Below are 16,254 nucleotides of genomic sequence, written 5' to 3'. Positions count from 1 at the left end.
GTGTCCCGGAACGCTTGCAGACGTCCAGAACCGACTAGAATCAACGCCATGCGCCTTGTCCACAAAATCTAAACCGGACAGCCGTGGGCTTGACCCGGCCATCCACGCGCAACCGCGATTGAAGAGAGACGTGGATGGCCGGGACAAGCCCGGGGCATGACGGAGTGCAGGGCTGACTATCCCTTCAAAATCGCGAGCGCCAGCGCCTGCGCGCGCGGCACGATGCTGTCGAGCTCGAGGTATTCCTCGGGCGAATGCGCAAGCCCGCCCACCGGCCCGACTCCGCAGATGGTCGGCGTTCCCACCGCGGCGGTGAAGCCGGAATCGGCGCAGCCGCCGGAGAACTCGCCGTGCAGCGAGGTGAGGCCGGCCTGCCTGGCCGCGGCCTGATAAGTCTCGAACAGCGCCTTCGAGCTCTCGCTCTGCACGACCGGCACGAATTCGCCCTTGATCGTCAGCGTCGCGCAGGTGCCCGGCACGTAAGGCGTCGCGATGATCCTGTCGATCTCCGCCATGACGGTGGCGCGATCCTTCGGATCGACATAGCGCATGTCGATCTGGCCCTCGGCGTAAGGCGCGGTCGTGTTGACCGACTGGCCCCCCGAGATCAGGCCGACATTGAGCGTGATGCCCTTGGTGAGGTCGGTCAGCGCATGGATCTGGATGATCTTGTGTGCGAGCTCGCCGATCGCACTGATGCCCGCGGCGAAATTGGTACCCGAATGCGCCGCCTTGCCGGTGACGGCCATATGCATGAAGATCCCGCCCTTGCGGCTGGTGACGACGTTACCCGTCGGGCGGCCCGGCTCGGAATTGAACACGGCGCGTGCAGAGCGCCCCTCGCGTTCGATCACCGGCCGCGACGAGGGCGAGCCGATCTCCTCGTCCGAGGTGATCAGCAGCTTGATCGGATGCGGGTTGCCGCCGAACTTGTGGAAGGCGGTGGCGACGAAGACGTTCATCACGACGCCGGCCTTCATGTCGGCGACGCCGGGCCCGTAGGCGCGCTTGTCCTTGATCGTGAACGGGCGGCGTCCGGCCTCGCCCTTGGAGAAGACGGTGTCGCGATGCCCCATCAACAGCACCGGCTTCTCGTTGCTGCCGGGTTTTGCCACCTCGGCATGGATGGCATCGCCGAAACTGTCGTGGCTCTCGCGTCGGAACGGAATGCCGTGCTCGGAGAAATGCTGCTCGAACCGCGCACCGACCGCATCGACGCCTTCCTTGTCATAGGAGCCGGAATCGATGTTCACGACGTCGCGCAGCAGATCGATCATGGCCTGCCGCTGCGATGCCAGCCATTCCGTGATTTGGGCCTCAGCCATGTGTTTCCTCGCGTGGGTTCTCGCGAGCGGTTATAGGGCCTGGTGTCGTCATGGCCTAGTCGCGTAACGCGCTCCCGTTATGCGGGAAGCTCTCTCAACCCGTCATTGCGAGCGCAGCGAAGCAAATCCAGAGTCTTTCCGCGGTGGGATTCCTGGATTGCTTCGCTGCGCTCGCAATGACGAGGTTGGCAGCGTGGCCTCCAAAACAAAATGCCCGGGACCGAGCCCGGGCATTCGCATTCTCTCGATCAATATGGGAGCCGATTACGCCCCCATCGGTATCCGCGGATACTCGCCCGGCGTGCCCGCCGGGGTGATCGGGATGCCGCCGTCTGCGTATTCGTTGAGCTTGTTGCGCAGCGTGCGGATCGAGATGCCCAGGATGTTGGCGGCATGGGTCCGGTTGCCGAGGCAGTGCTTGAGCGTCTCCAGGATCAGGTCGCGCTCGACGTCGGCGACGGTGCGCCCGACGAGCGCGCGCGTTACCTGTTCGGCGGCCATGGTGGCATGCGCCACCGCCGGTGCCGTCTTGGCGAGGTCGAGGCGGTCGCCGTCAGGCGTCAGGATCGCATCGGGTCCGATCTCGTCGCCCTGCGCCATCAGCACGGAGCGGTGCATGGTGTTTTCGAGCTCGCGGACGTTGCCCTGCCAGCGGTTGGTGGAGAGCACGCGTTTGGCCTCAGTCGAGATGGGGCGCATCGGCACGCCGTTGGCCTCGGCATATTTCTTCACGAAATGCTGAGCCAGCTCCATGATATCGGCGGGCCGCTCGCGCAGCGGCGGGATCTTCAGGTTGACGACGTTGAGGCGGAACAGCAGGTCCTCGCGGAACGTACCTTCGCGCACGGCGTCCGCCAGATTGCGATTCGAGGTCGCGATGATCCTGATGTCGACCGGCACCGGCTTGGTGCCGCCCACGCGGTCGATCACCCGCTCCTGGATGGCACGCAAGAGCTTGGATTGCAGGCGCACATCCATCTCGGAGATTTCGTCCAGCAGCAGCGTGCCGCCGGTCGCCTCCTCGAACTTGCCGATGCGGCGGGCGATCGCGCCGGTGAAGGCACCCTTCTCGTGGCCGAACAGCTCGGATTCCAGAAGGTGCTCGGGGATCGCGGCGCAGTTGATCGAGATGAAGGGGCGCTTGGCGCGCGCCGAACGCGTGTGGACATAGCGGGCCAGCACTTCCTTACCCGTTCCGGATTCGCCGGTGATCATCACCGAGGCGTCGGAACCTGCGATCTGCTGGGCGAGCTTGATGACCCGCGCCATGGCTTCGTCGCGATAGACCAGCTCGCGAGAATCATTGGCGACGGCCGCCAGCACGGCTGCGATCAGCTCAGGCTCCGGCGGCAGCGGGATGTACTCCTTGGCGCCGGCGCGGATCGCGGCGACCGCCGCGCGGGCGTCGTTGGTGATGCCGCAGGCGACGATCGGCGCGTGGATGTGCTCGGCCTCGAGCCGCATGACGAGGTCGCGGATATCGAGGGCGACGTCGACCAGCAGGAGGTCGGCGCCCTTGCCGCCGCGCAACACGCGCATCGCCTGCTCGTGATCCTCGGCGTGGGTCACGGTGGCGCCGTTCTCCATCGCTATCTTGGTGGCGGTGGTGAGCTGGCCCTTCAATGTGCCAACGATGAGAAGCCGCATGTCAGTCTCCTGTCCGTCTGTTCGCGCTGCCGCGTGTCATTCTTTCTGCGTGCCTTAGCCGCGTTCGGTCCTGATGATTTCCGTCATCGTGACGCCGAGCTTGTCCTCGACCAGCACCACCTCGCCGCGAGCGACGAGCTTGTTGTTGACGTAGATGTCGATGGCCTCGCCGACGCGGCGGTCGAGCTCGAGCACGGTGCCGGGTCCGAGCTTCAACAGCTCGCCGACATCCATCTTGGAGCGGCCGAGCACGGCCGAGACCTGCACCGGCACGTCGAAGACGGCTTCCAGGTCGGCGGCGACGCGCGAGGCATATTCGTCCTCGTTGTAGCCGACGTCGGCGCCGGCAGGCGGCAGCGGGCCGTTGAGGTCGGGCAGCGGCACCTGTCCGTCATTGTCGCTCATGGCTTAATTCCCCCTGCGGGACGCGATATAGCGTCCGACCATGTCGTCGATCCTGGCCGCGATGGCGCTGCGCTCCAGCACGACGCCGCCGTCGGCCCATTCGATCCGGCAGTCGCCGGCGGCAATTTCGGGTTCGGCCAGGATCACCAGCCGACCTTCGAAACCGCTCTGCTTGGCAAGCCGCTCGATCTTCTCGCGCGCGCTGTCGTAGAGCGCGTCGTTGATGCGGACGACGAGATGCGGCGTCGCCACCAGATGCGAAAAACAGTCCTTGACCAGCGCCATGATCTCGCCGAGCGGCTCGGCGGCGATGAGGTCGGCGCACAGCTTGCGCGCGACCGCGATGGCGACCTCGACCGCCTCGGTCTCCATCCTGGTTTCGATGTTGCCGATGCCGGACGCGACGCCCCTGACGCCGATACTGATCTCTTCCATCGCGAGGGCGACGCGGCGGTCGCTCTCGGCCTTGGCCTCGCGCTGGCCTGCGGCAAAGCCGTCCTGATAGGCACGGGCTTCGGCTTCCGCGACCTTCTGCGCGATCTCGGCCGCAGTCGCGGCCTTCTCGCGCGTCCGGTCGGGCGCGGCGAAGTCGGTATCGAACAGGAATTTGGCCGGAGCGCCCATCAATACACCAGTTCGTCGTCAGCGCGGTTCTTGGTCAGCATGATCTCGCCCTTGGCGGCGAGGTCCTTGGCGAGGTTGACCAGCAGCGCCTGGGCCTCATCGACGTCGCGCAGGCGCACCGGGCCCATCGCCGCCATGTCGTCCTGCAGCATCTTGGCCGCGCGGGAGGACATGTTGCCGAAGAAGAAGCTGCGGACATCCTCGTTGGCGCTCTTCAGCGCCACGCCGAGCTTGTCCTTGTCGACGTTGCGCATCAGCGTCTGGGCCGATCCGGAATCGAGCTTCACGAGATCGTCGAAGGTGAACATCAGCGCCTTGATGCGCTCGGCCGATTCCCGGTTGTCCTCTTCGAGCGAGGTGATGAAGCGGGTTTCGGTCTGGCGGTCGAAATTGTTGAAGATTTCCGCCATCACCTCGTGGGCGTCGCGGCGGCGGGTCTGCGACAGGTTGGACATGAATTCGGTGCGCAGCGTCTTCTCCACGCTCTCGATCACCTCCTTCTGCACCGCCTCCATCTTCAGCATGCGGTTGACGACATCGAGCGCGAGGTCCTCGGGGAAGATGCCGAGCACGCGGGCGGCATGTTCCGGCTTCAGCTTCGACAGCACCACGGCGATGGTCTGCGGATATTCGTTCTTGAGGTAGTTGGCGAGAACCTCTTCCTGCACGTTGGAGAGCTTCTCCCACATGTTGCGCCCCGCAGGGCCGCGGATCTCGTCCATGATGCCATTGACTCGTTCCGGCGGCAGGTATTGCTGCAGTAGCCGCTCGGTGGCGTCGAAATTGCCCATCAGCGCGCCGGAAGCCGACATGCGCGAGACGAATTCGAGCAGCATGTCCTCGACCGTGTCGACCTCGACGGTGCCGAGCGTCGACATTTCCAGCGAGAGCTGCCGCACTTCGTCGTCGTCGAGCAGCGACCAGATCTTGCCGCCGTATTGCTCACCCAGCGCCAGCATCAGGATCGCGGCGCGGCGCGGGCCGGTCAGATGGTCGGCGCCCTTGCCGTTGGCGCGGTTGCCGGCTCGCTGGCCGAGCGTTGAGATCACGCTGGTGATGTCGTTCGAGTTGGCGTTTTGCAGGGACGCGGCCATGTCAGTTCACTCGATCATTTCGCGGGTTCGGTTAGCCATTGCCGGATGATGGCGACGGTTTCGTTGGGATTGCGTTCGGCGAGCTCGCCGACGCGATGAACGGACTGGGCGTGGACCTGGCCCTGGATGGTGGCGACGTCGATGGCGCTGGCGGCGCCGCCCGCCAGCAGCGGCTGGCCGGAGGGCGGGGCGGCCTCTTCGGAAGCTGCGGGGCCCGAGAGCACGCCGGAGATGGCGGCGGCGACTTCGTCGGAGGCGAGGATGCGCTTCACCAGCGGACGGATCACCATGAACATCACGACCAGGCCGAGCAGCATCATCACGCCGAGCTCGACGAAGTATATGACGTCGTCCTTGGTGAATTGCAGCATGCCGAGGAAGCCGGAGGGCTCGGCGATCGGGGCGGTGGAGGGGGCATCGGCAAAGCGCAGATTGACGACCTCGACCTGGTCGCCGCGCTTCTGGTCGAAGCCGATCGCCGAGCGCACCAGGGTGGCGATGCGGTCGAGCTGCTCCTTGGTGCGGTCGGTGTAGGTGAGTTCGCCCTTGTCGTTCTTGGTGTAGATGCCGTCGACCAGCACCGCGACCGAGATGCGGTTGACCCGGCCGGCCTCGGTCACTTCGGTCTTGGTGGTGCGGGAGATCTCGTAATTGTTGGTCTCTTCGGTCTTCTTGCTCTGGTCCTTGGCGGCCAGGCCGCTGTTCTGCTGCTGACCGGGGAGCTCGTTGTTGACCGTGACCTGACCGTTATTGTCGGCCGTCATGCTCTGCTCTTCGCGGGTCTGGGTCGAGCGCAGCACGCGGCCTTCAGGATCGAACTTGTCCGAGGTCTGGGTGATCTTGTTGAAGTCGAAATCGGCGGAGAGCTGGACCCGGGCGCGGCCGGAGCCGACCACGGAGGAGACGATGTCCTCGACCTCCTTGCGCAGCCGCTTCTCGAAGGCGATGCGCCGGTCGTCGCCTGCGGCCTGCTCCGGATCGGTGGCGGCGCCGTCGGCGAGCAGCTGGCCGGCTTCATCGACGATCGAGACCCGCTGCGGCTTCAGGCCGTTGACGGCGGAGGCGACGAGGTGGCGGATGGCGCGGATCTGCTGGGCTTCGAGCGAGCCGCGAACCCGGACCACGATCGAGGCCGACGGCTCCGGCGCGTCGCGCGCGAATAGCGGGCGCTCGGGCAGCACGAGGTGGACGCGGGCGGCCTGGATCCGGTCGATGGCCCGGATGGTGCGGGCGAGTTCGCCCTCCAGCGCGCGCAGATGGTTGATGTTTTGGACGAAAGAGGTCGTGCCGAGCGCGTCCGACTTGTCGAAGACCTCGTAGCCGACGCCGCCGCCCTTGGGCAGGCCGCCCTCGGCGAGCTTCATGCGCAGACGCGTGACCTTGTCCTTGGGCACCATGATGATGGTGCCGTCATTGCGCAGCTCGTAGTGGATGCCCTGGCGTTCCAGGTCTTTGATAATGCTGGAGGAATCCTCCATGCTGAGGTCGGTGAACAGCGTCGTCATCTGCGGCGTGGTGACCCGCATGATGACGAACGCGAAGAAGCCGATGAGTGCGGCGGTGACCGCGATCATCGCCCCGAAGCGGGCGGCGCCGATACCTTTTAAAAAGTCCGCAAGACCTTGCAAGCAACCGCCCCGACAGATTCGACCCGCAACCCAACAGCGGCCGACTGGGCAATTATTGCCTAGGTGATGGTTTCGATATGGTTAACGAGCATTAAGAGCTCGGACAAAAGTCGCGCCAAAAACGGACATGAAAAAAATCGGCCTCGCAAAGCGGGGCCGATTTTCGTCAAAAGCAGCAGATTTCCGGATTGCTTACTGGCGATATTGCTGAATGCGGGTGGTGCGAAGACCCGCCAGACCATGCTGGTCGATGGAAAACTGCCAGGATAGGAATTCGTCGACCGTCAGGGTGTAACGGCTGCAGGCCTCCTCCAGCGAGAGAAGTCCACCGCGAACTGCGGCGACGACTTCGGCCTTGCGGCGGATGACCCAGCGTTTAGTGCCGGGTGCGGGCAGATCTGCAATCGTCAGCGGACTGCCGTCCGGCCCGATGACGTATTTTACCCTCGGGCGATGGGGTTCTGTCATGGCGTACTCACAAACTCTCAACCACTGAACTCACTCAGGAACCCTACGCCGGCCGGCTTAAAAATCCGCTAAGCCTAAGGCTTCAATACAATTCTCGTTGAAACTGGCTGGAACGACGCTCGCCCGGCAGGCTGAAAACACGATTTCAACTGGCCGGGCGGGGTCTGCGTAAATACTTTACTAACTGGTGAGGCCTGCGCGGACGGCGCAAAGGCCTTCAATTGTCGTCCTGGCGAACGCCACGGACCGTACTTCAATGCGCGGGCCCGTTAGTTGCTGGTGCTGGTGCTCGTGCTCGCGACGACGCTCTTCACCTGGCTCAGCGTATAGCTGTTGCCGTCGATGGTGAGCAGCGGCGGCGACTGGGTCAGGTCGACTGATGACACCGTGCCCTGCACCTGCGCGCCGACGCCGACATTGTTGCCGGACGCGTCCTTGCCGGTTGCCGTGATCGTGTATTTGCCATCAGGCCATTGCGTGCCGTCATTGCCCTGGCCATTCCAGGTGAAGGGAATGTCGGCGCCGGCACCGGCGGAATATTGGCCGTTGAAGACGGTCTGGCCGGTGGAATTGGCGATGGAGATACTGACCGTGGCGCTGGAGGGCACGTTGAGATGCCAGGTCGCCGAGGACTGCGACATGGTCGCGGTGGTGCCGTCGACCACTGCGCTCTTGCCGACAAAATCCAGCGCCTGGGTTGCCTGCGTGGTCTGCTGCAGGGTCACGAGCTGCGACAGCGAATCATTGGTCTTGAGCTGTTGCTCGACGCCGGCGAACTGCACCAGCTGCTGGGTGAACTGGTTGGTGTCGAGCGGATCGAGCGGGTTTTGGTTCTGCAGCTGCGTGGTCAGCAGCGTCAGGAAGGTCTGGAAGTTGCCGGCGAGCGTCGCGCCCGTGGACGAGCTCAGCGAGCCGGACGAAGAGGATTTCGGAACGTCGGTGGTGCCGGAGACGACTGAAGGCGCGGTGGCGGCACTCGTGGTGGTCATGGCCTGATACTCCTCACACTCTGATATCGACGCCGCTGCTCGATCCGAGCATGCGGCCATAGCTGCGGCTGACGGGCGCGGCTGGCGCCTGATCATCCTCGCTGATGATCAGCCGGCGGGAATTGCCCGAGTTGTCGTTGTTCTGGCCAGTGTTCTGGCCCGATGAATTCTGGTCGCGCAGGCTGAAGGAGAGCCCGTTACTGCCGGTCTTGAGGCCGGCATCGTCGAGCGCGCGCTGCAGTTGCGGTGCGTCCTGCCGCAGCATCTGAAGCGTCTCCGGCTTATCGACCGTGAGATGCGAGGTCACCTGGCCGTTGCGGTCGACGTTGATGCGGACGTCGATGCGGCCGAGATCGATCGGATCGAGGCTGATGTCGAAGCGGGTTTTTCCGGAGCGCGCGGCGGCCGCGATCTCGACCGGGATGCCGCTGATCGGCACGGCATTCGCATTGGCCGCGGTCGCGGTGAGTGTCGCGGTCGAGGCGGTGGCTGCCGATGTCGTGGTGGTCAGCGGCGCCTGCACGGCGTTGGCGGCCTGGGTGCTGGCATCGGTCGTGGCAGCAACCGCTTGCGTATCGGCATGGACGTGCGTGATCGATGCGGCCGGGGTGGCATCCGTCTTGCCGTCGGTGGCGGCGGGCTTGCCATCGGCAGTGGTCGTATCAACCTGCGGCTTGGCGGTTTGCGGATGGGCGGCAATGGTCGTGATCGCGGCCGCCGGATTTTGTGCAGGGGTTGTCGCCTGCGCGGTCTTGCCGGGGTCCTGGCCGATATTGGAGACGTCGGTCTGACCTTGCGTTGTCGCGGCGGCCTTGAACGAGGTCTTTGGCGTGCCCTGGTCGACCGCGGTCAGCTGCACGGCGCTGACAGTCGCATCGGTCGCGGTCGCGTCGGTCGTCGTAGCAGCCGCATCGGTGAGCGCGACCTTGGCATCGCTGGTCTTGCCGTCGATCATCTTGCCGTCGGTCTTCGTGGCCTTGCCGGTCGCATCCAGCTTGACGCCTGAGATCTGCGCTGCGGTCGAGGCGCTGGCGGCGATGCCGGCAGCCGCGATCGTCAGCGGCGAGGACGCCGTGCCATTCGCCTGGGCCGCCGCAGCATTTGGATCAACGGCAACGACGGGTACGGCAACGGGAACGGCCGTCGGATCAGGCGTCGTTGCCGGCGTTGCAGTCTGCGCCGCGGTCGTGGCGTCCACCGCGGCAGCGAGACCGTCGGTGCCGTCGGTCTTGGCATCCTTCGTGCTGTCGGATTTGTCGCCCTTGACGGTGGTGGCCGCGTCGGTCCTGCCCTTGGACGTCCCGTCAGCCTTGGCCGGCGCGGCCGGTGCGTCGCTATTGGCGGGCGGCGCGGAATCCGCGGCGTCGCTCGGCTTGCTCTGCGAGGATGGATCGGTCGAGGCGGTGTTGCTTCGGTTCGACGAGGAGGATGACGACGAATCACTGCGCCGCGGCGCGTTGTCCTGGCTCGAGGACGGCGCGGCGCTGTTGCTGATGGCCTGGGTGTTGCTGTCGACCAGCGAACCGAAGGAATCGCCGGGCGTGGTGTCCTGGGTGTTCTGCGGCCGGGCAGGCTTCTGCTGCGCGCTCGACACCTGCGCACTTGCCGCTACGTCTGACGTGACACCAACCACAGGCGCCCCCTTGAAAACATCTTCGGACCGGAAGGTGAGCAAGGAGCGGGCCAATCCCGCGGCATGTGATTTTATGATGCCAAATCAATATCTTGCCCGGCCGACGCCATCCCGCCGGCCGGCTTTCAGCCCCGTCATTTCTGCCGCCCCCGGCAAGAATTGCCCTCACGTCCGGGCGGGCATGATTGCTTGACCGGAATGCCGCCTATATTAAAGGGTGCTCTCAGCCGCTTTCGACCGGGCAAGCCAGCGCCCCCGAGGGAACAAGGGTTCCCGGGGACCGCTGACGTCCCGGTCCAGAGCATCAGCAATCGCGGCAAACGCCGCCGTCACGTCAGCTTAGGCCCATGCTCAACAGTCTGGATCTCGAAGGCCGTCCTGAGGATACCAGGGTCGTCGTTGCCATGTCGGGCGGCGTCGACTCCTCGACGACGGCTGCGCTGCTGAAGGCCGAGGGCTATGACGTCGTCGGCATCACGCTGCAGCTCTATGACCACGGCGCGGCGACCCATCGCAAGGGTGCCTGCTGCGCCGGCCAGGACATTCACGACGCGCGCGACGTCGCGGCCAAGCTCGGCATTCCCCATTACGTGCTCGATTACGAGGATCGCTTTCGCGAGTCCGTCATCGACAACTTTGCCGACTCTTACGCGCTCGGCGAGACGCCGGTGCCCTGCATCGAGTGCAACCGCTCGGTCAAGTTCCGCGACCTCCTGAAGACCGCGCGCGAGCTTGGCGCCCAGGCACTCGCCACCGGCCATTACGTCGCCTCGCGGCGCTGCGACGATGGGTCGCGCGCGCTGGTCTGCGCCGCCGACAGCGACCGCGACCAGAGCTATTTCCTGTTCGCGACCACGCAGGAGCAGCTCGACTTCCTGCGCTTCCCGCTCGGCGACATGACCAAGCCCGAGACGCGCGAGCTCGCGCGCCGCTTCGGCCTTAGCGTCGCCGACAAGCACGACAGCCAGGACATCTGCTTCGTGCCGACGGGGCGCTACACCGACATCATCACCCGTCTGCGTCCGAATGCGATGGAAAGCGGCGACATCGTCGATCTCGACGGCCGCGTGCTCGGCCAGCATCACGGCATCGCCAATTTCACCATCGGCCAGCGCCGCGGTCTCGGCATCGCGGCCGCCGCGCCGCTGTTCGTGGTGCGGCTCGACGCGGCCAACCGCCGCGTCATGGTCGGCCCGCGCGATGCGCTGAAGATGCACCGCATCGCTTTGCGCGACGTCAACTGGATCGGCGGCGGCGACATCGACCGCGCCATCGGGTCTGGTCTCGAGCTGTTCGTGCGCGTGCGTTCCACGCGTGCGCCCCAACCAGCCTGGCTGCGCGGCGCCGACGGCCATTACGAGGTCGAGCTCGTCGCCGGAGAAGAGGGCGTCTCGCCCGGCCAGGCCTGCGTGTTCTACGACGCACCGTCAGGGCAGGCGCGCGTGCTCGGCGGCGGGTTCATTCAGAGCGCCGCGGCGAAGGTCGCGAGCGACGCCGCGCGGCCGCTCGTTGAAGCCGTGCGCGGCTGACGATGATGAGATTTAGCGCAATTGGTCGGGCTGGGTTCACCTCTCCCGTAGGGAGAGGTCGGATCGCATCGATAGATGCGATCCGGGTGAGGGGTTACGCTCCCACCGCACCCGCGGGGCCCTCACCCGGATTGCTCTGGACGATGCTTCGCATCGCCAGGGGCAATCCGACCTCTCCCCGACGGGGAGAGGTGAAGTAAGGGCAGGGGCATGGCAGCAGACATCTCGCGGGCCGGGGTCGAAAAGGCCTATGGCCGCTGGGCGCCGGTCTATGATCTCGTGTTCGGCAAGGTGTTCGACGCCGGCCGGCAGTCGACCATCGCCGAGGCCGACCGCATCGGCGGCCGCATCCTCGACGTCGGCGTCGGCACCGGTTTGTCGCTGTCGGATTATTCGCGCACCACGAAGATCTGCGGCGTCGACATTTCCGAGCCGATGCTGCGCAAGGCGCAACAACGCGTGCGCGCACTTCGGCTCTCCAATGTCGAAGTGCTCTCGGTGATGGACGCCAAGAACCTCGCCTTCCCCGACGCCTCCTTCGACGCGGTGGTCGCGCAATATGTCATCACCGCGGTGCCCGATCCCGAAGGCACGCTCGACGAGTTCGTGCGCGTGCTCAAGCCGGGCGGCGAGCTGATCCTGGTCAACCACATCGGCGCCGAAAAAGGACTGCGCAAACTGTCCGAGCTCGCCTTTGCGCCCTTGGCGCGCCGTCTCGGCTGGCGTCCGGAATTCCCGTGGCAGCGCCTGGTCGATTGGGCCGCCAAGCACGGCGGCATCACGCTCGCCGAGCGCCGCCCCATGCCGCCGATGGGCCACTTTTCGCTGATCCGCTATCATAAGGCGTAGGCGCAAGCGGCGCGGTCTCTCCGCCGGCGATATCTCGCGAGTGAAGAAAGCCCTCACCGCGCCGTCATTGCGAGCCAACGGGTCCGCGCGAAGCGCGGCCCCGTTGGCTCGCAATGACGGGGAGAGGTCACGGGCTCGGTCGAGATCCGTTCCAATCCACCCAACCCGATCACATCGCACGTACCCCCGGAACATCGCCCGTGTTCCCTGCGTTTCCCTCTCATGCGCACGACAGCAAACATCATCTTGGCCAGCCTCGTGATCGCCGCCTCCGGCGCCGCGACCGCGCAGGCCCCGCCCGCCCCGGCGACGCCGCCGCAAGCGACCGCGCCGCCATCCCCGCAGCACACGGCGGACTGCGCCCCGCAGGACCGCCCCAACCGCGCCAACACGCCCGACGGCACCACGACGGGTCAAGCCCGGGAACCGCTCGGCGACAAGCTGGCCAAATCCGACGGCGTGCTCTGCCCGCCTTCGGGCGTCGATCCCGAAATGCACGCCCCCGCGCCGAGCACCGACGGCAGCATGCCCGTCATCCCGCCCCCCGGCAGCCCCGGCGGCGATCCCACCATCAAGCCGAAATAGCGAATTTCGCCGCACCTTCCTTCGCCTCTCCCCGCCAGCGGGGAGAGGCCGGAATCCGCGCGAAAGCGCGGATTCCGGGTGAGGGGGCCTCTCGACGAGTCTGGTGCCCGAAAACGGGGCCGATCCGTCGCCGAAATCGGCCCCTTTTCCACCCTCAACCGCCTTGTCCCGCCGGAGCTTTTAGCGAAGGCGGATTGACAGTTCACCGCCCCCTTCCTTATATGCCGCGCGTTCGCGAGATCGGCCGTATCGGCCGTTCGCGACCCTGTGGCGGGGTAGCTCAGCTGGTTAGAGCACGGGAATCATAATCCTGGGGTCGGGGGTTCGAGTCCCTCCCCCGCTACCACCTTTCCCCACACTCCTTTGACTTGGTTTGGATAGGCCTTTTCCCCGAGCAGGGCGTTTAGCCGGCCTGCTATCTCCACGGCTACACCACCTGGGCCGCCTGGATCGCGGAACACAGTGATCGTCTCGACCAAGTCTCTGATGGCTTCTGCGGCCTCTGCGTCGCCCGCACTGACACCTTTACCCAGAGCTTCTTCAAGCCGACCGAGTTGCTCCTCATATCGTTTGAGGATCCCCGGATGCAGCGCGACTTCCTTCACGGCGGGTGGTTCACTCTGCAACTCCTCAGATATCCGCTTTCGTTCGGCATCTAAGGCAGTCGATCGCGGTCCGAGAACGGATGGATCGCCATGTCCTTTCGCGATCGCATCCACCAATCGTTCGATTTCCTGGTTTATTTGCCCAAGCTGCTGCTCAAGGCGCTGCCGTTTTGCATGTGAAGTGGCCTCGAGGCGCTTCCGCTCCTCAAGATACGTGCGTACGTATTCTGAGATAACCTTCGGCGCGCGCAATTCGGCCTTTAGACCGTTGAGGACCGCGCTCTCGACGGTGTCTAAATAAAAAGTCTTGGCGTCCGGACACGTGCCGCTCTCTGTCGCCGCCGAGCAGCGAATGCGAACGCGCCCTGATTTGTCCCGACCATTGGTCGCCATGCCCGAGCCGCACGAGCCGCAACGGAGCAGGCCAGATAGCATCCGACGAGGCCGGCGTTGATGGCTGGGGTGGGTCTGACCGCGCTCCTCTTTGCGCTGCTGAGCAGATCGGAATAGCTCTGGATCGACAATTGCAAGATGCGGCACTTCAGCCACCTGCCAGTCAGTCTTAGGATTTGGTCGTGAAAGGCGCTTTCCCGAGTCGGGATCTTTCACCATCCTTACTTTGTTCCAAACGAGGCGCCCTACATAAAGCTCGTTTTGCAGAATGCCGGCTCCCCTATCGAGATTGCCATTGATAGTTGAGGCATTCCATGCCCACCCTCGCGGAGGTGATACCCTCTCCTTGTTGAGATCGTGCGCGATTTCGCGAGGTGTCCGACCGTCCACGTATTCCTGGAAGATGCGCCGGATCACTTGTGCCTCCGCCTCGACGATGACTCGTTCGCCACTCTTTCCAGCGACCGCAGCGTATCCGTATGTTAGGCCACCTCCCGCTAAACCCTGCCTGACCCGGCCTGCTTGGCCACGCCGCACCTTGTGCGCGTTGTCCTCGCGATAGAGTTGTCCGACTAGGCCGCGAAGACCGACCAGCACGGTGTTCACGACGCCTTCGTGGACTGCCCGGATCTCGATGCCGAGAAAAGATAATCGCTTATGAATACCTGCGAGATCTTCCATGTCGCGAGAGAGGCGATCGAGCGCTTCCACGATCACTACGTCAAATGATCTCTCCCGCGCTCGGTCCAACATCCGCAGAAGGCCTTCGCGGCCCATGATAGAGCCACCTGAGCGAGCCCGATCTTCATGGGTGCTGACAACCGTTAAGCCTTCGCGCTCTGCATAGCTTTGACAGAGCGAAAGTTGATCTTCAATCGAACGCTCGTTCTGAAGATCGGTTGAAAATCGAGCGTAGATCGTCGCTCTCTTCCTTGTCTCTTCGATCGGCAAGCTCTCTTTCATGATCTTCCCTTGCGGCCAGACGAGCAAGTACGCGCGCAAGGCGTAAGATCGCCTTGTCTGGTTTCGTCTGCAAGGACAATTTGCGAGGCGCTTCACGCACGGTCGAACCTCTAGGTGATCGGCCAGCTCGATGAGGTGCACGCACCTGCGCTGGCGCCACTCGGTGATCATCCAGAGCATCATGCTTGTTGGGTGCCTAAGCGGAATGGCCGCTATGAGCTCGTCGTGTAATTGGATACCGCGGCGACGAAAAAGGGCTAGAGTTCAGGAGGCCCTACCGCCGAAGTGCGTGCTGTTAAGCAGGACTACATCAGCTCTGGCACGTAGCAGATGCTGGGGCGACAAGCCGAGCAGGCAGGTCTTCGTGTGTCTGACGTCCGTGAGGACGAGGAGACAGGCGTTCCGCTCATGTGGTTTACGCGTGATACCAAGGCAGGACCACGCCTCAAGACGAAGACATCAGAGCGCGTCGTGCCCCCTGCATTCACAGCTTGTTGCGTTTGGCTCCTTGAAGTATGTCGCCGCAAGGAGCGAAGAAGCAGACAAGGCTTGGCTGTCTCCAACGGTTGCGCCTCAGAAGGGTGCTCTGAGCGCTTGGTCCAAATGGTGGGGCGGTAGCGCCGGCTCCCGGAAGAATAATGGTAATCGTAACTCTAGAGTAGAAAAGTCCCGCGAGGCACCTGCCAGATTTGACCGGTAGCCCCCTCACGCGACGTCGCCATCACAATTGCCGCGCGTTTACTCCTCTGATGTCGGGCAGGTTGAACTTCCCTGCGTTCGGTGGAGGGTGGAGGCCCGATGGCCAGCTGATTAGGAGACCTTTTCGATCTAGATTGATTAGCCAATCGCCCTGCTTCTCGCCTCAAAACCAGCGATGGTTCTGGGACCGGGCGCTGAGGTCGATAGTATAATGGTCGTTTGAACCATCTCAACCACCCAAATCTGGCAGGTGCCTTGCGGGCCTCTCGGCGTTAAAAGGCAGAGCATCCTTGAGCAACCGCCCAAGGGTGTGAGGTGGCAGCGTTGCAGTACCGTGACGCTGGCGAGCGAACTTAGCGGCGTAAGTGATAGGGACAGCGCTTTCCAAGGGCCTCTCGACGGGCGCCGAGTCACATCGTCATTAAACGTCGCTCGCAGCGCGGAGCCGGTAGTTTTCAGAGCCGCTTTGAACAGCGTGGAGAGCCGGCCCGCGCTACCACGCTCGCCGTAAACCTTCCGGGCTCGAAATGCTTCAGGATCTGCGAGAGCAAATATCACAGATGAGTCGAGATCTTTGGCGAGAGCGAGGGGGCAAACTCGTGAATCAAATACTCTACCGTAGCAGTGCTCAGCGCAAATACGCACTTTGCTGCTTAACGGCGCTCCGCAGCGCCCGAACCAGATCTCGGCATGAAGCGTGCCGCCCACCATGCAAGGTCAGAAGCTGACGGGTGGACGGCGAGACCGCGGTTTCTGGCGCTCGAACCTGAGACATTGGTTTATGAGCTGAGCTGTGGAGAACCCTGCTGAGGTGACCA

12 protein-coding genes, 1 tRNA gene and 1 pseudogene are annotated in these 16,254 nt (G+C 64.2%); 4 read left to right on the top strand and 10 right to left on the bottom strand.

The genetic code is table 11. The features are described 5' to 3' along the window. Positions 1–176: 176 nt before the first annotated feature. The 9 genes from BM222_RS36325 to BM222_RS36285 form a co-directional block, all read right to left on the bottom strand. Entirely contained in the window at positions 177–1,325 is a 1,149-nt protein-coding gene (locus tag BM222_RS36325) for a M20 family metallopeptidase (protein WP_092239460.1), read from the bottom strand. A 264-nt stretch (positions 1,326–1,589) separates the two neighbouring features. Further along, a complete protein-coding gene (flbD, locus tag BM222_RS36320) occupies positions 1,590–2,972 on the bottom strand; it encodes a sigma-54-dependent transcriptional regulator FlbD (protein WP_092239458.1) in 1,383 nt (460 codons plus the stop codon). A gap of 54 nt (positions 2,973–3,026) precedes the next feature. Continuing rightward, positions 3,027–3,377, bottom strand: a complete 351-nt coding sequence (fliN, locus tag BM222_RS36315; protein ID WP_092239456.1) for a flagellar motor switch protein FliN — start codon at positions 3,375–3,377, stop codon at positions 3,027–3,029. 3 nt (positions 3,378–3,380) lie between these two features. Beyond that, positions 3,381–4,001, bottom strand: a complete 621-nt coding sequence (locus tag BM222_RS36310; protein ID WP_092239454.1) for a FliH/SctL family protein — start codon at positions 3,999–4,001, stop codon at positions 3,381–3,383. Further along, entirely contained in the window at positions 4,001–5,095 is a 1,095-nt protein-coding gene (gene fliG / locus BM222_RS36305; RefSeq protein ID WP_092239452.1) for a flagellar motor switch protein FliG, read from the bottom strand. Before fliG ends, BM222_RS36310 begins: the two co-directional genes overlap by 1 nt. A gap of 14 nt (positions 5,096–5,109) precedes the next feature. After that, positions 5,110–6,723, bottom strand: coding sequence for a flagellar basal-body MS-ring/collar protein FliF (fliF, locus tag BM222_RS36300; protein WP_092239450.1), 1,614 nt, complete (start codon positions 6,721–6,723; stop codon positions 5,110–5,112). Positions 6,724–6,915: 192 nt separating this feature from the next. Continuing rightward, on the bottom strand, positions 6,916–7,191 hold the full coding sequence (gene sciP, locus BM222_RS36295) for a CtrA inhibitor SciP (protein ID WP_002714638.1): 276 nt from the start codon (positions 7,189–7,191) through the stop codon (positions 6,916–6,918). A 269-nt stretch (positions 7,192–7,460) separates the two neighbouring features. Then, the gene (locus BM222_RS36290) at positions 7,461–8,180 is read right to left on the bottom strand and encodes a flagellar hook assembly protein FlgD (RefSeq protein WP_092239448.1); all 720 of its coding nucleotides are present in this window, start codon (positions 8,178–8,180) and stop codon (positions 7,461–7,463) included. Positions 8,181–8,193: 13 nt separating this feature from the next. After that, positions 8,194–9,813, bottom strand: a complete 1,620-nt coding sequence (locus BM222_RS36285) for a flagellar hook-length control protein FliK (RefSeq protein WP_092239467.1) — start codon at positions 9,811–9,813, stop codon at positions 8,194–8,196. 347 nt (positions 9,814–10,160) lie between these two features. Here BM222_RS36285 and mnmA point away from each other — a divergent pair, with 347 nt between their 5' ends. The 4 genes from mnmA to BM222_RS36265 all read left to right on the top strand — a co-directional run bounded on the left by mnmA (position 10,161) and on the right by BM222_RS36265 (position 13,122). Then, a complete protein-coding gene (mnmA, locus tag BM222_RS36280; protein WP_092239446.1) occupies positions 10,161–11,342 on the top strand; it encodes a tRNA 2-thiouridine(34) synthase MnmA in 1,182 nt (393 codons plus the stop codon). A gap of 210 nt (positions 11,343–11,552) precedes the next feature. Continuing rightward, on the top strand, positions 11,553–12,191 hold the full coding sequence (locus BM222_RS36275; protein WP_092239444.1) for a class I SAM-dependent methyltransferase: 639 nt from the start codon (positions 11,553–11,555) through the stop codon (positions 12,189–12,191). 222 nt (positions 12,192–12,413) lie between these two features. Then, the gene (locus BM222_RS36270; protein WP_092239442.1) at positions 12,414–12,776 is read left to right on the top strand and encodes a hypothetical protein; all 363 of its coding nucleotides are present in this window, start codon (positions 12,414–12,416) and stop codon (positions 12,774–12,776) included. 269 nt (positions 12,777–13,045) lie between these two features. Next, positions 13,046–13,122: transfer RNA gene (locus BM222_RS36265), tRNA-Met, on the top strand. Positions 13,123–13,654: 532 nt separating this feature from the next. Here BM222_RS36265 and BM222_RS43540 read toward each other — a convergent pair. Beyond that, a pseudogene (locus tag BM222_RS43540) lies at positions 13,655–14,737 on the bottom strand (recombinase family protein); the annotation flags it as partial. Between the last annotated feature and the right edge of the window lie 1,517 nt (positions 14,738–16,254).

Origin of the sequence: Bradyrhizobium sp. Gha (genome assembly GCF_900113735.1) — a bacterium.
In the GTDB taxonomy this organism is placed as follows: Bacteria; Pseudomonadota; Alphaproteobacteria; order Rhizobiales; family Xanthobacteraceae; genus Bradyrhizobium.
This window is presented reverse-complemented; position numbering and strand designations above follow the sequence as displayed.